Here is a 19,080-nt window from a genome sequence, read left to right as displayed (position 1 = left end):
CGTTCTATTTCGCCGGTGCAGCATCGCAGACGCGCAGCTGGATGCGGCGTGCGCCCTGGTAGTGGTCGGCACCGAGCGAACCCGCGACATGCAGGCTGGCACCGCGTGAATTGATGAGAAGATTGCCAAGCGGCGTGTCGGCGGCGCGGAAGGCGATGCCGTCGAGCCGCGATCCGTCCATAGCCTCCAGCGTCACCTTCACATGTTTCTCGCCGACCAGGCGGGCGTCGCGCAGACGATGCGCCGGTATGGCAAAGAGCGGCAGTGCGTGGCCGGAGCCGTAGGGGCCGGCGGCCTCCAGGCGGTCGATGAGTTCGAGGGTGGCGCCACTTGCGCCGATCGCACCGTCGATCTTCAGCGTTTCGTTGGCGACGAGGCTAGCCACCGTCCTCTCGGCCTTCTCCGTGAAGAAGGTCCTCAGCCTGCCGAGATCAGCGCGCTCGACCGTCAGCCCCGCGGCCATTGCGTGGCCGCCGCCTTTGACGAGCAGCCCCTCGTCGACTGCGGCCCGGACCATCCTGCCCATGTCGAAGCCGTTGATGGAGCGGCCCGAGCCGGTGCCGCGGCCGGAGGGATCGAAGGCGATCGCAAAGGCCGGCCGTTTGAATTTCTCCTTCAGCCGCGCCGCGATCAGCCCGACGATACCGGGATGCCATTTCTCATGGGCGGTGACGATGACGGAGGCGCCCTCGCCGTCGCCATATTCGGCAAGCGCCTCGGCTTCGGCCTCCTGCAGCATGATCGCCTCCATCGCCTGGCGTTCGCGATTGAGCTCGTCCAGGCGCTGCGCGATCACATCCGCCTCTCCGGCGTCATCGAGCGTCAGCAGCCGGCTTCCGAGTGCGGCGTCGCCGATCCGCCCGCCGGCATTGATGCGCGGGCCGATCAGGAAACCGAAATGATAGGGCGTCACCGGGCCGGCGAGCCCCGCCTTGCGGAAGAGTGCTGCCAGTCCGGCATTGCTCTGGTGGCGGGCAGCAACCAGCCCCTTTACCACATAGGCGCGGTTGAGACCCTTCAGCGGCACGACATCGCAGACCGTCGCAAGTGCCACGATATCCAGCCATTGCAGCAGGTCGAGCGCCAGGATGCGCTTGTTGCCGGCCGCGCGCAGCAGCCTGAGTGTCGCGACCAGCACCATGAAGACGACGCCGGCGGCGCAAAGATGCCCCTGCCCCGAGAGATCGTCCTCGCGGTTCGGGTTGACCAGCGCATGGCAGGGCGGCAGCTCATGTGTCACCTGGTGGTGATCGATGACGACGACATCGATGTTGCGCGCCGCGGCAGCGGCCAGTGCCTCATGGCTGGTGGAGCCGCAATCGACGGTGATGATCAGCTCAGCGCCGTTGTCGATCAACTGGTTGATCGCCGCCGGATTGGGGCCGTAACCTTCGAAGACGCGGTCTGGAATATAGATGGTCGCCCTGACACCGAAATGGCTGAGAAAGCGGAACATCAGTGCCGAGGAGGCTGCGCCGTCGACGTCGTAGTCGCCAAAAATCGCGACGCTCTCGCCGCGCTCGATTGCGCGCAGGAGGCGGGTCCCGGCCTTTTCGCAATCAGTCAGTCTATGGGGATCGGGCATCAGGCTGCGGATCGTCGGATCGAGGAATTCGATCGCCTCGTCTACCGTCACGCCGCGCCCGGCGAGCACCCGGGCGATCAGATCCGGCAATCCATGGATCTGCGACATGGCCAGCGCGCGGTTCTGCCCGGCCTGGTCGAGCCGCGCCACCCAGCGATTGTCGAGCGCGGATTTCTCCACGCCGAGAAACGCGCGCTGTACGGGGTCGACGAGATCTGCCATGCCACACTCCGCTGACTTCATCTGCTCTTTCTACAGGAGCAGCGGAGATAACATAGCGATGGATTTGCAGACACGGATTTTTACCAAAGCATGTCGCGCAAAAGCGTGCAGCGATTTTGCGACAACGACATGCGTAAAAATAAAGACCCAAAGCGCGAGAGCGAATCTGAAAGATCGCGACACGCTTTAGAATACCGCCCAGACGATCAGGGCGATGCCGGCCAGTTGCACCAGGATGACGGAGAAGAGAGTGAGAAGAATGGCCCAGTTGCGGCCTTCCGGGCTTTCGTCGTCATAGGCCTCATTGGAGGCCCCATCGGAGGGGTGGTAACGAACCTCATCACGGTTCGTCTCGGGAACTTCCTCAAACAGACCAGGATGATCGGGAGGTTCCTCTTCCGGGCGACCATACCCCTTCCCGGCATGGCTGTCCTTGTTCACGATGTTCTCCAAAGCCGGCGACTCCCTCTCCCGGCTTATTTATATCAATGTTTCGGTACCTGTTAATATAAGTTTTCGTGAGAGCGGTTAAACAGGCAATAAAAAAACCCGCTCTGCGTGCACAGAGCGGGTCAGCCATCCCGGATTGTGGCAAAAAAGAGTTCAACCTTCCTCTTTTGGCCGCTCGATGCGAATCACCTGCGGTTCGCCGAAGAGGTAACCTTCCGACTTGATCGAGGCGACCGCCTTGCGCACCGACTCTTCCATCGTCGCATGGGTGACGAGAATGATCGTCTGGTGGTGCGATGGCGCCAGGTGCTGCTTGGAGCGCTGGACGATCGATTCCAGCGAGATGTTGTTTTCCGCCATGCGGGTTGCGACGCTGGCAAAGACGCCGGTGCGGTCGAGCACGGTCAGGCGGATGAAATAGCCGCCCTCGTGGCTCTGCATCTGCGCCTTGCGGTAGGGTTCCAGCGTCGCTGCGGGATGGCCGAGCACCGGCACGCGCTGGGCGCCTGGCTGGCTCTTGGCAATATCGGCGATATCGCCGAGCACGGACGAGGCCGTCGCGTTGCCGCCGGCGCCCGGGCCGACCATCAGCAGTTCGCCGAGCACGTCGGATTCGATCGCCACCGCATTGGTGACGCCGTCGACCTGGGCGATGACCGAATCGACTGGCACCATTGTGGGATGGACGCGCTGCTCGATGCCGGTATCGGTGCGCTGGGCAACGCCTAAGAGCTTGATGCGATAGCCGAGCTCGGCGGCAGCGTGGATATCCTCGATCGAGATGTTGGTGATGCCTTCGAGATAGATGTCGTCGGCGGCGATCTGATTGCCGAAGGCGAGCGTCGTCAGGATGGAAAGCTTATGGGCCGTGTCGTTGCCCTCGATATCGAAGGCTGGATCGGCCTCGGCATAACCCAGCTGCTGCGCTTCCTTGAGGCATTCGGCGAAGGAAAGCCCCTCCTTCTCCATCTTGGTCAGGATGTAATTGCAGGTGCCGTTCATGATGCCATAGATGCGCGAGACGGAATTGCCCGTCAGCGATTCACGCAGCGCCTTGATGACCGGAATGCCGCCGGCGACTGCCGCCTCGAAGTTCAGCAGCGAACCCTTCTCCTCGGCGATCGTCGCAAGCTCGACGCCGTGATAGGCAAGCAGCGCCTTGTTGGCTGTCACCACATGGAGACCACGTTGGAGTGCCGTACGCACCGAAACGTTGGCCGCCCCTTCGGCGCCACCCATCAGCTCGACGAAGACGTCGATATCGCCTTTTTCGGCAAGCTCTTCCGGCCGGTCGAACCAGGTAACGGTGGAAAGATCGATGCCGCGGTCCCTCGCCTTGTCACGCGCGGAGACCGCCGTGATGGTGATCGGACGCCCGCAGGTGACGGCAAGCTCGTTGCTTTTCTGCTGAATGATACGGACAAGCGAGGCGCCAACGGTGCCCAAGCCCGCAATGCCGATTTTGAGGGCATCTGCCATGGATCGATCCTGAAATGTCTGTGTGGCGGCAGCCGCCGAACGCGGCTGCCCAACGGTTGGATTAGCGGTGGGCGTTCAGCGAGATCACGTTGTGCATCGTCTCGTCTGCCGTCGACATGAACTTCTTGATGTTGCGCGCAGCCTGGCGGATGCGGTGTTCGTTCTCGACAAGTGCCAGACGGACGTAGTCGTCGCCCATTTCGCCGAAGCCGATGCCCGGCGCAACGGCGACGTCGGCCTTCTCGACCAGCAGCTTGGAGAATTCCAGCGAACCGAGATGACGGAACTTTTCCGGGATCTTCGCCCAGGCGAACATCGTCGCAGCCGGCGGCGGCACCTCGAACCCAGCCTTGCCGAAGCTTTCGACCATGACGTCGCGGCGGCGTTTATAGACGTTGCGGACTTCCGCAATGTCGGAACCATCGCCGTTCAACGCATGCGTCGCCGCCACCTGGATCGGCGTGAAGGCGCCGTAGTCGAGATAGGACTTGACGCGGGTAAGCGCCGCGATCAGCCGCTCGTTGCCGACGGCAAAGCCCATGCGCCAGCCGGGCATGGAGAAAGTCTTCGACATCGAGGTGAACTCGACGGTCACGTCCATCGCGCCCGGCACTTCAAGAACCGAGGGCGGCGGGGCGCCGTTGAAGTAAATTTCCGAATAGGCAAGGTCGGAAAGCACGATGATGTCGTGCTTTTTCGCAAAGGCGATGACGTCCTTGTAGAAATCGAGCGTCGCGACAAAAGCCGTCGGATTCGAGGGGTAGTTGAGGATCAGCGCCAAGGGCTTCGGGATCGAATGCCGGACGGCACGTTCCAGCGGTTCGAAGAAGCTCGCATCCGGCTCCACCGACATGGAACGGATCACGCCGCCCGCCATCAGGAAGCCGAAGGCGTGGATCGGATAGGTGGGGTTCGGGCAGAGGATCACGTCGCCCGGCGCCGTAATCGCCTGCGCCATATTGGCGAACCCTTCCTTGGAGCCCAAGGTGGCGACCACCTGGGTATCCGGGTTGAGCTTGACACCAAAACGACGGGCATAATAGGCGGCCTGGGCGCGGCGCAGGCCCGGAATGCCCTTGGAAGAGGAATAGCGGTGCGTGCGCGGATCCTGCACGACCTCGCACAGCTTGTCGACGATCGACTGGGGAGTGGGGAGGTCTGGGTTTCCCATGCCGAGATCGATGATATCGGCGCCGCCCGCTCGCGCGCTTGCTTTCAAACGGTTGACCTGTTCGAAAACGTAAGGCGGCAAACGCCGGACTTTGTGAAACTCTTCCATCTCATTCCCCATGGAAAGGCGGCATTTCGGGCCGCAGTCGAAGTTCGTTCCGTCTTCCGGCGGCTGCGACACGAACTTCAGAATCGCAACGCCGTGTTCATCAGACCCAAGTGACGCGGCGAATCTTTGACGGAAAGGCCGCGTAACGCGCTTTATCGGAAAAATTGTATCTTCCGATCCATTCGGAATGGCTTTGCGTCCAAATTGCCTGAAAGGCAAGGTCTATTTGGAGATTTCGGAGAGTGTATCGGCACCGTGCTCGGCGGCGAGACGCCGCATTTCGGCGACCTTGGCCTGATATTCGGCTTCCGAGATCGTGCCGGCCTTACGCCGAGCGGCAAGTGCCGTCAGCTGATGCTGCAGTTCGGCTGCTTGCTCGTCACTCATCTGGACATTGGCAGCCGTCAGCGGCGCACCGAAACTCGGATAGCCGTCCGGGTATTTTGCAAGACCACCCTCGGCCGCCTCGCCCTTGGTGGCCGGCATGACGACGGCGGTCGGCGCCGCCCGCTTAGCGGCAGCTGCGGCCTTTTGTTCCGCCGTCAGATTGCATCCGGCAAGCGCCATCGCCGCCGCGGCGCAGATCAGTGCGGTGCGGTTGAGGATTGCGATGCGCCGAATGCCGTTCTTTGTCATGCCTCAAAAATCCAGTTCTGACTGCTCGACTGTTAAATTTGTCGCAGCCACAAAGCAATAGCATGAGCCGATGCGGGTGGAACTTGTTTTCTCGTTCGATCACGATGTACAACGAATGGATAAAAAGAGTGGTGCTGCCGCCGGAGGAAATGGTGACCGACAGCAAGCAGGAGAATGGCGGCCAAAAAAATGGCGAAAAGGCCGGCTTCGACGCGACCGATCTCGATCCCTATCTGTTGAAGGATCCCGAGGCCATGGCGATGAATTTCGCCCGAGCGCTCGAAAATCTCGGACAAGCAGCGTCTGCCTGGCTTGCGCCGCGCGAGCGCGGCGAGATCGCCGAAACCGCCGTCGATCCGATGACCGACATGGTCAAGACGCTTTCCAAGGTGACCGAATACTGGATTTCCGATCCGCGCCGCACCTTCGAGGCGCAGACGCAGCTGATGTCCTCGTTCTTCGGCATCTGGATGCGCTCAATGCAGCGCATGCAAGGCACGCGCGGCATGCAAGGCGAACCCACGCAGCCGGAACCGGACACCCGCAACGACAAGCGCTTCTCGGACGAGGACTGGCAGAAGAATCCGTTCTTCGATTTTCTCCGCCAGGTCTATTTCGTCACCACCGACTGGGTGGAAAAGCTGGTGTCGGAGACCGATGGCCTCGACGAGCATACCAAGCACAAGGCCGGCTTCTACGTGAAGCAGATCACGGCAGCGCTTTCGCCGACCAACTTCATCGCCACCAATCCGCAGCTCTACCGCGAGACGATCGCAACCAGCGGCGCCAATCTGGTGCGCGGGATGAAGATGCTGGCCGAGGATATCGCTGCCGGACATGGTGATCTTCGCCTTCGCCAGACCGACATGACGAAATTCGCAGTTGGCCGCGACATGGCGCTGACGCCAGGCAAGGTGATCGCCCAGAACGACATCTGCCAGATCATCCAGTACGAGGCTTCGACCGAAACGGTGCTGAAGCGGCCGCTTTTGATCTGCCCGCCCTGGATCAACAAATTCTATATTCTCGACCTCAACCCGCAAAAGTCCTTCATCAAATGGTGCGTCGACCAGGGTCAGACGGTCTTCGTTATTTCCTGGGTCAACCCGGATGCGCGCCACGCCGACAAGGACTGGGCAGCCTATGCCCGCGAGGGCATCGATTTCGCGCTTGATACAATCGAGAAGGCGACCGGCGAAAAGGACGTCAACGCCGTCGGCTACTGCGTCGGCGGCACGCTGCTGGCGGCGACACTGGCGCTGCATGCCAAGGAGAAGAACAAGCGCATCAAGACCGCGACACTCTTCACCACCCAGGTCGACTTCACCCATGCCGGCGACCTCAAGGTCTTCGTCGACGAGGAGCAGCTTGAAGCGCTCGAAGAGCATATGCAGGCGACCGGCTATCTCGACGGCACGAAGATGTCGATGGCCTTCAACATGCTGCGCGCCTCCGAGCTGATCTGGCCTTATTTCGTCAACAACTACCTCAAGGGCCAAGATCCCCTGCCCTTCGACCTACTGTTCTGGAACGCCGACTCGACCCGCATGGCGGCGGCAAACCATGCCTTCTACCTGCGCAATTGCTATCTCAAGAACGCGCTGACGCGGAACGAGATGATCCTCGACGGCAAGTCCGTGTCGCTGAAGGATGTGAAGATCCCGATCTATAATCTCGCCACCCGCGAGGATCACATCGCACCTGCCAAGTCCGTCTTCCTCGGCAGCCGGTTCTTCGGCGGCAAGGTGGAATTCGTCGTGACCGGCTCGGGACATATCGCCGGCGTCGTCAACCCGCCCGACAGGAAGAAGTATCAATTCTGGACGGGCGGCCCGGCCAAGGGGGACTACGAGACCTGGCTCGAGCAGGCGACCGAGACCCCGGGATCATGGTGGCCACATTGGCAGGCCTGGATCGAGACGCATGACGGCAGGCGTGTGCCGGCCCGCAAACCCGGCGGCGACGCCTTGAACGCCATCGAGGAAGCGCCGGGAAGTTATGTGATGGAGCGCGCCTGAGACGCCCAACGCATCTCTTTTTGAGACGTCGTGAGAAACTGCAACGCCGCGTAAACAAATTAGAAACCATAATTCGTCATCCTTGCGAAACAGTCGGACGTCGTGGGTGGTCTAAATTCGGCCCATTTGCGCCTGTACCGGCCCCCGGCGAAGTGTAGTCAGTCAGTGCCGCCGGCCTGCGTAGCGAGTTTGAAAGACGAGTGTAGTATGGCGTGTGCGGTCGGGACGTTCGATGACGTCACCCCTCTTGGCGGATCTGCTTTCCGTTGGCGCAGATCTCGCGGTTTCCTTTACAGTGTTGTCGGCGCCGGATTTCTGACCTCGACATGGCTGATCGCGACCTTCGCGACGATGCACTCGATCGCCGCTCCCTATTCTCCGCCGGATCGCCTGGCACAGGTGGCGGCTGCGCCGAAGGTGGCGCCTACACCGCGCCATGAGAGGCTGATCCATGTCGGCAAGGCCGACCGGCTAACCGCCTTCGACGCGAAGCCGACGATCCCGCTGACGGCGAGCCTCATTCAATCCCATGCCGAAAAGACCGCCGCCGCTGCAACGGCGCTCGCGGTTCTCGCCAAAAATAATCGCCTCGCTATGGCTGCCGAACAGCCCATTGTGGCTGCGATTTCCGACAGCGCCAAATTCCGCAAGGACGATGTTATCGCGCCGCCGGTCGAGCTTGCCTCGGCAGAGACCGAAGAAGACGACGGCGACCGGATCATCGTTCCCTCGAAGGAGGCGGTCGCTGCAGCCGAACTGACAGCCCTGCTTGCGCTTGCCGATGCAGGATCCAGGCAAATCGCGCCGGCTCCGGTAGAGCCAACCGCTTCTCCCGTCAAAACGGCCTCAATTCCCGCCTCGGAACCTGCACCAGTGGTCGTCGCCGCCGCGGACGGCGCGCCACCCTTCGATCTCGTTCTGGCGCCGGACGAAGGTTCCGTGCCGCTGCCGATGGCACGCCCCGATGGCCTCATCGGCAAACCGGCACCGGCCTCCAAGGGTTCCCAGCGCGCTGGCGAGCCTGCACTTGCCTATGCCCAGCCGAACTCGCCGATCGAGGATGACGAGGACGACGCAGTGCCGCGCTACGACAAGCCGGTGTTCTCGCCGAAGCTGCGCGCAGGCGTGGCGATCTACGATATCGAAAACAGCACCGTCTATCTGCCGAACGGCGAACGGCTCGAGGCCCATTCCGGGCTCGGCAAGATGCGCGACAACCCGCGTTATGTGAACAAGAAGATGCGCGGACCAACACCGCCGCACACCTATGTCCTCACCATACGCGAGAGCCTTTTCCATGGGGTCGAGGCGCTGCGGCTGACGCCGGTCCAGGGTTCGGACGCCATCTATGACCGTGTCGGCCTTCTCGCCCATACTTATATGCTCGGCAAGAACGGCGATTCCAACGGCTGCGTCTCCTTCAAGGACTACCGCCGCTTCCTCGCCGCCTACAAGCGCGGCGACATCAGGCAACTCGTGGTGGTGCCAAGGCTGAACAACAAACCGTCTTCGACGTTCGCTTCGCTGTTTTCGTCGCGCAGCTGATCGTTGCCGTATGTCACCCGGAAGGGTGCAACGGTTCTGGGCGAGACGCATACAGCGCGGAGCTCTTTGCGCGCAATGCGATCTTCTCTCTCACCGCAGAGATCAGGACAGGCAAGCGTCAGCCCCTTGAATACCTATTTTCGCCTATTGTTGAAGGCACCTCATAGGCTAGCCGGAGAGAGTCGAAAGTTATTTGCCACGTATCTCACGCCCACCAGATGACGCTTGGAGCAAGAAAGTTTCACCGTGAGCAGATATCATTTCATTGCGATCACATTGAGCGCAGCTTTTATTTCTCTAAATGTAATTGGATTTTGTTACGAGAAAATTTCCTTTTTTACCAACGAACGACTTATCGATATTGGAATTGATCGAGTTTTATCCGACGAGAGAGATACAATTCCTACTGACATTACTAAGGTAGATCGATTTCGTGATATCTATAAAAATTGCTGTTCTGCGAGATCCGGACAAAGTCCTATCGAATCTGCATTGCCTTTGATACTTGGAATAAGAGAAACGAGAGTCGACATCAGCTATACATTCATTAGAGACGGAAAAACATACATATCTGATACGACATTCTTCATGAATTGTTGCGGAGTCGTCGGCGAAAGATGGCACGATACACAGAAAATGTAGAATATCGAGATCTGGATCGATAATGTCAATAAAAGCAAGCGAACTCACACCGGTCATGCGGATCGTGCCTGCTGATCCAGCCCTGAGCATCGAGGCCTATCTTCCCAACGGTGATATCGGCTTCGTGCGCACCGGCCAGGCTGTGAGCGTCAAACTGGAAGCGTTCCCGTTCACACGCTACGGCACGGTTCCTGGCGTCATCACCCATATCGCAAAGAATGCAATTCCCGAACCCGATGCGCAGCTGATCGAGGCGGACCCCCGCACGCACCACCGACGCCGGTCCTTTGCGCGTCTCGAAAGACGCTCGGCGCTACAGGACAGCGAGCAGCCGCCCGGCAGCGCACGCTACTTCAGCCAGGCTGCGATTCGCTCCACCGCCTCGGCGATCTCTGCCTGCGAGCCCGCATAGGACAGACGCAGCGTTCGATTTCCCTCCAGCGGATCGAAATCGAGACCGGGCGTGGCGGCGACGTCGATTTCCGCGAGCATGCGTTTGGCAAAGCCCATGCTGTCATTGGTGAAGCGGATAACGTCGAGATAGGCATAGAAGGCGCCGTCCATCGGCGAGGCGATCGAAAGGCCGATCTGCGGCAGTCGCCGCATCAGCAGCTCGCGGTTAGCGGCATAGCTTGCCTTATAACGATCGAGTTCGGCGCCAGCGCCAAGAGCAGCCGTGGCGGCGATCTGGGAGAGCTCGGGCGGGGAGATGTAGAGGCTCTGCGCCACTCGCTCGATCGGACGGACCAGGCGTTCCGGCAGCACCATCCAGCCGATTCGCCAGCCGGTCATGCAATAATATTTGGAGAAGGAGTTGATGACGATCGCCTCGTCGGTCAGTTCCAGCGCACTCGCCTCCTCGCCGGCGAAGGTCAGCCCGTGGTAGATTTCATCGGAGATGAAGGCGATGGAATGGGCCGCGCAGTAATCCGAAAGCGCCTTCAGCCCCTCGCGGCCGGTCACCGTGCCGGTCGGGTTGGCGGGACTGGCGAGCAGCACGCCTTTCAGCGTGATGCCGCTTTCCTTCTGCGCCGCTTCGAGGCTTTGCGGCGTCAGGGTGAAGTGGGTCTCGGCCGTTACGGGCACTTCGAGAACCTTCAGGCCGAGTGCGCCGAGGATATTGCGATAGGCGGGATAACCGGGTCTTGCGATCGCCACCGCATCGCCGGCATCGAAGAGCGACAGGAAGGCGAGATTGAAGCCGGCCGAGGAACCGGTGGTGATGGCGATGCGCTTTGGATCGATCTCCAGGCCGTGGCGATCCTTGTAGTGCCAGGCGAGTGCCGATTTCAGCCGCGCCGTACCGAGCGCATCGGTATAGCCGATCCGGCCTTCGACAAGGGCTGCGCGCGCCGCTTCGAGAGCCGCTTGAGGTGCCGGATGCGAGGGCTGACCGACCGCCATCGAGATCACCGGATGGCCGCTCGCGCGCCGCTTCGTCGCCTCCGCCAAAACGTCCATGGCATGAAAAGGCTCGACTTCGCTGCGTTTCGATATGGAAAACAAGATCGCTTCTCGCTCAGCTTCTGCAATGACGGCCCGACAATTGCCGCATTAATCGGCTGATCACAATCCCGCGAGGGCCATGCGGGGATGAAAAATTCCTGTTTGAGCAGAACCGAACGCACCGTACCTTGACGCGAGGCATTCAAGTCCATTAACCCGGCGAGCGTCTTCTCGACAAAGAGACGACCATACCGCCGATGACGAGGATATCATGGCATTCTTCCCGAAGACCTTCACCGCTCTGGTGCTTGCCGCATCGATCGCCCTTCCGCTTCCGGCGGCAGCGCTCGACGACCAGCAGAAGAAGGAGTTCGGTGAATTCATCAAGCAATACCTGATCGAGAATCCCGAGATCATGCTGGAAGTCCAGGACGCGCTGCAGAAGAAGCAGGAAGCCCAGCGGTTGGTGAAGGCCAATATGGCGATCGAAGAGAACACCACCGACATCTTCGAATCGAAGAACGACGTTACGCTCGGCAATCCCAAGGGCGATGTGACGGTCGTCGAGTTCTTCGATTATAATTGCAGCTACTGCCGGCATGCGCTGCCCGACATGCAGGCGATGCTTAAGAAGGACAAGAACGTCCGTTTCGTCCTCAAGGAATTCCCGATCCTCGGGCCGGATTCGGTTGCCGCCCACAAGGTGGCTGACGCTTTCCGCAAGCTGGCACCCGAGAAATATGCCGATTTCCACGTCACCCTTCTCGGCACCGAAGGCCGCGCCTCTGACGAAACAGCGATAGCGGTCGCCGCTTCGCTCGGCGTCAGCGAGGACAAGATCCGCGCGGAGATGGCAAAGAGCCCGAATGACGGTATCGTCCAGGCGACCTACCAGCTCGCCTCCAGTCTCGGCATCAGCGGCACGCCCTCTTATGTGATCGGCAACGAACTGGTGCCGGGTGCCGTCGGGCTCGACGATCTCGAAGCCAAGGTCAAGAACATGCGCAGCTGCGGCAAGACCGCCTGCTGAGCAATCAACCGCCAAACGATAGCCCATCAAATCGCCAAAATCGAAGCGTTTCAACCATGTGGACAAATGTGGCGCGATTGCAGCTGGCCAATCCGTAAGGGCTTTCATTCAGCTCTCGCGGAGTCTATAGGTTGCCGTCGTACATTTTACGGAACATTCGATGACGCAAACGATTTTTGTCCTGAACGGCCCCAACCTGAACATGCTGGGTAAACGAGAGCCCGGCATTTATGGCGGCAAGACGCTCAAGGACATCGAGGCGGACTGCAAGGCCGCAGGCCGCGAACTCGGCATCGATATCGATTTCCGTCAGAGCAACCACGAAGGCACGCTCGTCGACTGGTTCCATGAGGCCGATGAAAATGCAGTCGGCGTTGCGATCAATGCAGGCGCCTATACGCATACATCGGTCGCGCTGCATGATGCGATCCGCGCCATTTCCATTCCCGTCGTCGAGCTCCACATATCCAACGTGCATGCACGGGAAGAATTCCGCCACAAGTCGATGATCGCGCCGGCATGCAAAGGCGTGATCTATGGCTTCGGGCCTCACAGCTACATCCTGGCGCTCCACGCGCTGAAGAACATCACGGCATAAGAAGAAGACAGGGCAACACCATGGCTGAAAAGAAATCGGGTATCGACCAGGCACTGATCCGCGATCTCGCCAATATTCTCAACGAAACGGATCTGACGGAGATCGAGGTCGAGCAGGACGACCTGCGTATCCGCGTTTCGCGCGCCGGCACGCCGCAATATGTCCAGGCGCCGATCGCAGCACCGGCCTTTGCCGCGCCCGCCGCAGTGGCAGCCGCTGCCGCGCCCGTCGCAGCTCCCAGCCGCAACCCGGCCAATGTCGTCAGTGCACCGATGGTTGGCACCGTCTACATGGCGGCGGCTCCAGGCGCGCGTCCGTTCATCGAAGTCGGCGCAATCGTCAAGGAAGGCCAGACGCTCATCATCATCGAAGCGATGAAGACGATGAACCAGATCCCTTCGCCGAAGTCAGGCAAGGTGACCGAGATCCTCGTCGATGACGGACATCCCGTTGAGTACGGCCAAGCCCTCGTCGTCATCGAATAGGCCGATGCCCATGATTTCGAAAATCCTCATCGCCAATCGCGGGGAAATCGCCCTTCGCGTGCTCCGGGCCTGCAAAGAGCTCGGCATCGCCTGCGTCGTAGTGCATTCCACCGCCGACGCCGATGCCATGCATGTGCGCCTTGCCGACGAAAGTGTGTGCATCGGCCCGCCCTCGTCGCGCGAGAGCTATCTCAACATCCACCAGATCGTCGCCGCCTGCGAGATCACCGGCGCCGACGCCGTGCATCCGGGCTACGGCTTTCTGTCGGAGAATGCCAAGTTCGCCGATATCCTCGACGCCCACGGCATCACCTTTATCGGGCCGACGGCGGACCACATCCGCATCATGGGCGACAAGATCACCGCCAAGACGACGGCGCTGGAACTCGGTATTCCCGTCGTTCCGGGCTCGGACGGCGAAGTGAAGACCGAAGAGGATGCGCTGAAGACGGCCGCCGAAATCGGCTATCCCGTACTGATCAAGGCCACGGCCGGCGGCGGCGGACGCGGCATGAAGGTCGCGAAAAGCGAGGCCGACCTGATCGAGGCCTGGTCGACGGCGCGCAGCGAAGCGGCAGCTGCCTTCGGCAATGATGCCGTCTACATGGAAAAATATCTCGGCAAGCCGCGGCACATCGAAATCCAGGTGTTCGGCGACGGCGAAGGCAATGCAATCCATCTCGGCGAGCGCGACTGCTCGCTGCAGCGCCGCCATCAGAAGGTCTGGGAAGAGGCGAATTCGCCAGCGCTCAACGTCGAGCAGCGCATGAAGATCGGCCAAATCTGTGCCGATGCCATGAAGAAGCTGAAATATCGCGGCGCCGGCACGATCGAATTTCTCTACGAGAACGGCGAGTTCTATTTCATCGAAATGAACACCCGTCTGCAGGTGGAGCATCCGATCACCGAAGCGATCACCGGCATCGACCTCGTGCACGAACAGATCCGCGTCGCTTCCGGCGGCGGTCTCTCGGTGACGCAGGATGAAGTGCATTTTTCCGGTCACGCCATCGAGTGCCGTATCAATGCCGAGCACCCGCGCACCTTCGTGCCCTCACCCGGTACGATCACGCATTTCCACGCGCCGGGTGGCCTCGGCGTACGCATCGATTCCGGCGCCTATCAGGGCTACAAGATCCCGCCCTATTACGACAGCCTCATCGGCAAGCTGATCGTGCATGGCCGTACCCGCGTCGAATGCATGATGCGCCTGCGCCGGGCGCTCGACGAATTCGTCGTTGACGGCATCAATACGACGCTGCCACTATTCCAGGATCTCGTCTCCAACCAGGATATCGCCAACGGCGACTACGACATCCACTGGCTGGAAGACTACCTCGCCAACACACCGGCGGCATAGGACAGGAATGGCAGGATCGCGCAGGAAGTCACCAGGCATAACCCCTGACATTCTCCTGCGCGCCTATTCCATCGGGCTCTTCCCGATGGCCGAATCCGCCGACGATCCGGAGATTTTCTGGGTCGAACCGGAACTCCGCGGCGTGCTGCCGTTCGACCGTTTCCATGTGTCGAAAAGCCTTGCCAAGGCAGTGCGCAAGAAACGCTTCAATATCCGTTTCGATCACGCTTTCGATCAGGTCATTGCTGCCTGTGCGGAGGAGACATCCGGGCGCCCGAGCACCTGGATCAACAAGACGATCAGATCGCTTTACGCGACGCTCTTCGACATGGGCCATGCCCATACCGTCGAAGCCTGGGAGGGCAATGAACTGGTCGGCGGCCTCTATGGCGTCTCGCTCGGCTCGGCCTTCTTCGGCGAAAGCATGTTTTCGCGCCGGACGGATGCCTCGAAGATCTGCCTCGTGCATCTGGTCGACCGGCTGCGGGAAAAGGGCTTCACCCTGCTCGACACGCAGTTCACTACCGAGCACTTGAAGACGTTCGGAGCGATCGACGTTCCGAAGGCCGATTATGCCATGATGCTTGCGGCGGCGATGGAATCGCCGCATCTGGAATTCTGAGGATCGTTTTCAGAGTAAAATTCGGCAGACAATATCGTCCTTACCCGTCGTGGATCACCTCGTTCCACGCGTCGGGTTGTGGAGGGTGCCGAAGACCAGCGAAGACGCAGTTATTTCGCCTTGGCGCCGTCAGGCGCCGGGACATCCGAGTTTGCCTTGCAGTCTTTCAGCCAGACGTCGTAGATCGGGTGCTCGACGGCATTGAGGCCGGGGCTGGCGGCAAACATCCAGCCGGTGAAAATCCGGCGGATCTTGCGGTCTAGGGTGATCTCGTCGACCTCGACGAAACCGTCGATCTTCTGGGCTTCTGCCTGGTCGCGCGAATAACAGGCCTTCGGTGTCACTTGCAGCGCGCCGAACTGTACCGTCTCATTGACATAGACGTCGAAGGTCGTGATGCGGCCGGTGATCTTGTCGAGGCCGGAGAAGACGGCAACCGGATTTTCGATGCGTGCGGCATTTGCCGCAACTGGCGGAAGCAGGGCCAAAAGCGCCAGCAGCGATCCGGCGGCACGCAGCACCATGTTCCGCGTGAAGAGCTTCATGTGTACCCGTCTCCAGACATTTTCAGTTCACCGCCGCGGTCAAGCGCGGCCAACCTGCGGGTAAAGGTCAATTGTGGCCAAAAGCCGGGTCTTGGGATCGCCCCGGTCGGGCCGTCTCAGTTGCCTGGCGTCCAGGCGTCGTAATCGCCGGTGACTCGTGGACGCTCGCCCGGAACGGAGATGGAACCCGGCGGACGATAGGCCTGCGATGAACCGGTATGGTTGGGACGGTGCGGCTTCTGCCATTCCTTGGCGACGTAGCTCTCCTTGGACGGAGGAACATCGGTGCGATGATGCATCCAGCCATGCCAACCCGGCGGAATGGCGGAGGCTTCGGCATAACCCTTGTAGATCACCCAACGCTTCGGCAGACCGTAGGAAGACATGCCGCCTTCGTAGTAGACGTTGCCGAATTCATCCTCGCCGACGCGCTTGCCAAAACGCCAGGTCGCAAAACGCGTGCCCATCGTCTGACCGTTCCACCAGGTAAAGGTCTGAACCAGAAGATTCCACATGTCTTTTCCTTGTGCCCGCCAGATGCGAGCCAAACCAGAATTCGTTTCCTCGCTTATGCCGTCGCCAAGCCGAATTGTCCAGCGATTCCACGACGGACACAGGTCATTTCAAAGCCATCTTGAAGCCCAGGTGCGAGGGCTTGAAGCCCAGCCTTTTGTAGAAACAATGGGCGTCCTTGCGTATCGCGTTCGAGGTCAACGCTACCCGCCCGATACCGCGGCCTTTTGCCTCGGCAATGGCGAATTCGATCATCAGGGCGCCGACCCCCTGCCCTCGCATATCGGCGCGCGTCTGCACCGCCTCGATGATCATCGCCGAGGAGCCGCGGCTGGTGAGCGACGTCGTCACCATCGTCTGGAACGTGCCGACGACCTCGCCGCCGCGCTCTGCGACGTAAAGCGTCTGGTCGGGCGAAGACTCGATGGCGGCGAAGGCCCTGACATAGTCGGGAAAGGCTTCGGGATCGGTCGTATCGCCGTGACCGCCGAGCGCATCGGCGGCAAACATAGCCACGAGCGCCGACAGGTCGTCCTTGCGCGCCTGACGAATGAGAATGTCGGATAACTCAACGGCCACGGCTTCAATGTCCTTCGAGCGGTTTTTCGAGGATCAGTGCCGGAATGCCGGATTGCCCGGCCCCGCTATTTTCGTTGCGTCCGACCTCGATGAAGCCGTGCGAGAGATAGAAGGCGATCGCCGCAGCGTTTTGCGGTTCAACTTCGAGACGCATGATCTCCGCATCCGGAAAGCAGGTTTCGAGTTCGGCGAAGATATCGCGGCCGATACCCTGGCGCTGTAGCGCCGGCCTGACGTAGAGGAGATGCAGCATGACCGTTTTCGTCAATTGCTGCGACATTGCCGCATACCCCATGCCGCCGATATTACGGCCGTCATCGGCAACGAGGAATTCGGCATCCTTTTGCACCAGGCGCGTTTTCAGCGCCGCCGGCGAAAAGAGATGGGTGATCAGTTCATCTACCCTGGCCCTGCCATGCAGGCCGTCATAGCTGGCATGAAAGCTCTCCACGAGCAGGGCGCGCACCTTCTCCAGGTCGCGCTCGCCGGCCGTGCGGACGAAATACACCGCTTATTCCTCGATGCCGAGCTTCGCCTTGACGAGAGCCTGGACAGCCTGCGGATTGGCCTTGCCGCCGGTCGCCTTCATCACCTGGCCGACGAACCATGCCGCCATGGTCGGCTTCGCCTTGACCTTGGCGACCTGGTCAGGATTGGCGGCGATGATCTCGTCGACGGCCTTTTCGATGGCGCCGGTATCCGTCACCTGCTTCATGCCGCGCACTTCGACGATCTCGGCGGGATCGCCGCCCTCGTTGAGCACGATCTCGAAGAGATCCTTGGCGATCTTGCCGGAGATGGTTTCGGCCTTGATGAGATCGATGATGGCGCCGAGCTGGGCCGGCGAAACCGGCGTCTGCTCGATGTCCTTGCCCGTGCGGTTCAGCGCGCCGAGCAGATCGTTAATCACCCAGTTGGCAGCCGTCTTGCCGTCACGGCCTGCGGCGACGGCTTCGAAATAGTCGGCGATCGCTTTTTCGGAAACGAGCACCGAGGCGTCGTAGATCGACAGGCCGAGCTCGCGCACGAAGCGCTCCTTCTTGTCGTCAGGCAGTTCCGGCAGATCGGCTTCGAGCGCCTTGATGAAGGCGTCGTCGAATTCGAGCGGCAGCAGATCCGGATCGGGGAAATAACGATAGTCGTGCGCATCCTCCTTGGAGCGCATCGAGCGCGTCTCGCCCTTGTTCGGATCGAAAAGGCGGGTCTCCTGATCAATCTTGCCGCCCTCCTCCAGAATGCCGATCTGGCGGCGGGCTTCATATTCGATCGCCTGGCCGATGAAGCGGATGGAGTTAACGTTCTTGATCTCGCAGCGCGTGCCAAAATCTTCGCCCGGCCGGCGGACGGAGACGTTGACGTCGGCGCGCATCGAGCCCTCGTCCATGTTGCCGTCGCAAGTGCCGAGATAACGCACGATCGAGCGCAGCTTGGTCATATAGGCCTTGGCCTCGTCGGACGAGCGCATGTCGGGCTTGGAGACGATCTCCATCAAGGCGACGCCGGAGCGGTTCAGATCGACATAGGACATGGTCGCGTGCTGGTCATGCATCGACTTGCCGGCATCCTGCTCCAGATGCAGGCGCTCGATGCCGATCTCGATGTCCTCGAACTGACCCTGGCGGTCGGGCCCGAGCGAAATGACGATCTTGCCTTCGCCGACGATCGGATCCTTGAACTGCGAGATCTGATAGCCCTGCGGCAGGTCGGGATAGAAATAGTTCTTGCGATCAAAGAGGGAGCGCTTGTTGATTTGGGCTTTCAGGCCGAGGCCGGTGCGCACCGCCTGCTTGACGCATTCTTCGTTGATCACGGGCAGCATGCCGGGCATGGCGGCGTCGACCATCGAGACGTTCGAATTCTGCGGCTTGCCGAATTCCGTCGAGGCGCCGGAGAAGAGCTTCGAATTGGACAGCACCTGGGCATGGACTTCCATACCGACGATGACTTCCCAGTCGCCGGTGGCGCCGGGGATGAAGCGTTTCGGATCAGGCGTGCGGACGTCGACAAGGGTCATCTGATGCTCTTTGCAGGCTGTTCTTTTCCACT

19 protein-coding genes are annotated in these 19,080 nt (G+C 60.5%); 8 read left to right on the top strand and 11 right to left on the bottom strand.

What is annotated here, in order from left to right:
• Positions 1 to 4: 4 nt before the first annotated feature.
• The 5 genes from recJ to N1937_RS08910 all read right to left on the bottom strand — a co-directional run bounded on the left by recJ (position 5) and on the right by N1937_RS08910 (position 5,651).
• Positions 5 to 1,807: a single-stranded-DNA-specific exonuclease RecJ gene (gene recJ / locus N1937_RS08930; RefSeq protein ID WP_170258613.1), complete on the bottom strand. Its 1,803-nt coding sequence runs from the start codon at positions 1,805 to 1,807 to the stop codon at positions 5 to 7.
• Positions 1,808 to 1,993: 186 nt separating this feature from the next.
• Entirely contained in the window at positions 1,994 to 2,248 is a 255-nt protein-coding gene (locus N1937_RS08925; protein WP_026154131.1) for a hypothetical protein, read from the bottom strand.
• A gap of 162 nt (positions 2,249 to 2,410) precedes the next feature.
• The gene (locus N1937_RS08920; RefSeq protein ID WP_260058342.1) at positions 2,411 to 3,736 is read right to left on the bottom strand and encodes a homoserine dehydrogenase; all 1,326 of its coding nucleotides are present in this window, start codon (positions 3,734 to 3,736) and stop codon (positions 2,411 to 2,413) included.
• Positions 3,737 to 3,797: 61 nt separating this feature from the next.
• Positions 3,798 to 5,015: an LL-diaminopimelate aminotransferase gene (locus N1937_RS08915; protein WP_026154130.1), complete on the bottom strand. Its 1,218-nt coding sequence runs from the start codon at positions 5,013 to 5,015 to the stop codon at positions 3,798 to 3,800.
• Between the two features lie 222 nt (positions 5,016 to 5,237).
• Positions 5,238 to 5,651, bottom strand: coding sequence for a hypothetical protein (locus N1937_RS08910; protein ID WP_260058339.1), 414 nt, complete (start codon positions 5,649 to 5,651; stop codon positions 5,238 to 5,240).
• A gap of 149 nt (positions 5,652 to 5,800) precedes the next feature.
• On the opposite strand from N1937_RS08910, the gene N1937_RS08905 reads away from it, so the two are divergent.
• The 3 genes from N1937_RS08905 (at position 5,801) to N1937_RS08895 (ending at position 10,268) form a co-directional block, all read left to right on the top strand.
• Positions 5,801 to 7,669, top strand: coding sequence for a PHA/PHB synthase family protein (locus tag N1937_RS08905; RefSeq protein ID WP_260059080.1), 1,869 nt, complete (start codon positions 5,801 to 5,803; stop codon positions 7,667 to 7,669).
• A 207-nt stretch (positions 7,670 to 7,876) separates the two neighbouring features.
• Complete coding sequence (locus N1937_RS08900) at positions 7,877 to 9,214, top strand: DUF2778 domain-containing protein (protein WP_260058338.1); 1,338 nt, start codon at positions 7,877 to 7,879, stop codon at positions 9,212 to 9,214.
• Between the two features lie 664 nt (positions 9,215 to 9,878).
• Complete coding sequence (locus N1937_RS08895; RefSeq protein WP_441005660.1) at positions 9,879 to 10,268, top strand: HlyD family efflux transporter periplasmic adaptor subunit; 390 nt, start codon at positions 9,879 to 9,881, stop codon at positions 10,266 to 10,268.
• Here the strand turns inward: N1937_RS08895 and N1937_RS08890 are convergent.
• Entirely contained in the window at positions 10,205 to 11,362 is a 1,158-nt protein-coding gene (locus N1937_RS08890; RefSeq protein WP_260058337.1) for a pyridoxal phosphate-dependent aminotransferase, read from the bottom strand. The two genes, N1937_RS08895 and N1937_RS08890, sit on opposite strands and share 64 nt — an antisense overlap.
• Positions 11,363 to 11,573: 211 nt before the next feature.
• On the opposite strand from N1937_RS08890, the gene N1937_RS08885 reads away from it, so the two are divergent.
• The 5 genes from N1937_RS08885 (at position 11,574) to aat (ending at position 15,397) form a co-directional block, all read left to right on the top strand.
• Positions 11,574 to 12,332 (top strand): DsbA family protein, encoded by a 759-nt coding sequence (locus N1937_RS08885; protein WP_170280583.1) that lies wholly within the window; start codon positions 11,574 to 11,576, stop codon positions 12,330 to 12,332.
• A 160-nt stretch (positions 12,333 to 12,492) separates the two neighbouring features.
• Entirely contained in the window at positions 12,493 to 12,930 is a 438-nt protein-coding gene (gene aroQ / locus N1937_RS08880) for a type II 3-dehydroquinate dehydratase (RefSeq protein WP_162118696.1), read from the top strand.
• Positions 12,931 to 12,950: 20 nt separating this feature from the next.
• The gene (gene accB, locus N1937_RS08875) at positions 12,951 to 13,415 is read left to right on the top strand and encodes an acetyl-CoA carboxylase biotin carboxyl carrier protein (RefSeq protein WP_170261398.1); all 465 of its coding nucleotides are present in this window, start codon (positions 12,951 to 12,953) and stop codon (positions 13,413 to 13,415) included.
• Positions 13,416 to 13,419: 4 nt separating this feature from the next.
• Positions 13,420 to 14,775, top strand: a complete 1,356-nt coding sequence (accC, locus tag N1937_RS08870) for an acetyl-CoA carboxylase biotin carboxylase subunit (protein WP_017964094.1) — start codon at positions 13,420 to 13,422, stop codon at positions 14,773 to 14,775.
• A gap of 7 nt (positions 14,776 to 14,782) precedes the next feature.
• On the top strand, positions 14,783 to 15,397 hold the full coding sequence (gene aat / locus N1937_RS08865) for a leucyl/phenylalanyl-tRNA--protein transferase (RefSeq protein WP_162118698.1): 615 nt from the start codon (positions 14,783 to 14,785) through the stop codon (positions 15,395 to 15,397).
• A gap of 110 nt (positions 15,398 to 15,507) precedes the next feature.
• Here aat and N1937_RS08860 read toward each other — a convergent pair whose 3' ends face one another.
• The 5 genes from N1937_RS08860 to gatB all read right to left on the bottom strand — a co-directional run bounded on the left by N1937_RS08860 (position 15,508) and on the right by gatB (position 19,048).
• Entirely contained in the window at positions 15,508 to 15,942 is a 435-nt protein-coding gene (locus N1937_RS08860; RefSeq protein ID WP_017964092.1) for a DUF2155 domain-containing protein, read from the bottom strand.
• A gap of 116 nt (positions 15,943 to 16,058) precedes the next feature.
• Positions 16,059 to 16,457: an NADH:ubiquinone oxidoreductase subunit NDUFA12 gene (locus N1937_RS08855; protein ID WP_162118699.1), complete on the bottom strand. Its 399-nt coding sequence runs from the start codon at positions 16,455 to 16,457 to the stop codon at positions 16,059 to 16,061.
• Between the two features lie 103 nt (positions 16,458 to 16,560).
• Positions 16,561 to 17,034: a GNAT family N-acetyltransferase gene (locus N1937_RS08850; protein WP_260058334.1), complete on the bottom strand. Its 474-nt coding sequence runs from the start codon at positions 17,032 to 17,034 to the stop codon at positions 16,561 to 16,563.
• Between the two features lie 4 nt (positions 17,035 to 17,038).
• The gene (locus N1937_RS08845; RefSeq protein WP_170258511.1) at positions 17,039 to 17,542 is read right to left on the bottom strand and encodes a GNAT family N-acetyltransferase; all 504 of its coding nucleotides are present in this window, start codon (positions 17,540 to 17,542) and stop codon (positions 17,039 to 17,041) included.
• 3 nt (positions 17,543 to 17,545) lie between these two features.
• On the bottom strand, positions 17,546 to 19,048 hold the full coding sequence (gene gatB / locus N1937_RS08840; protein ID WP_170258512.1) for an Asp-tRNA(Asn)/Glu-tRNA(Gln) amidotransferase subunit GatB: 1,503 nt from the start codon (positions 19,046 to 19,048) through the stop codon (positions 17,546 to 17,548).
• Between the last annotated feature and the right edge of the window lie 32 nt (positions 19,049 to 19,080).

Source organism: Rhizobium sp. WSM4643 (assembly GCF_025152745.1).
Taxonomy (GTDB): domain Bacteria; phylum Pseudomonadota; class Alphaproteobacteria; order Rhizobiales; family Rhizobiaceae; genus Rhizobium; species Rhizobium leguminosarum_I.
The sequence above is the reverse complement of the archived record's forward strand: the minus strand, read 5'-3'. Positions and strand labels throughout refer to the sequence as shown.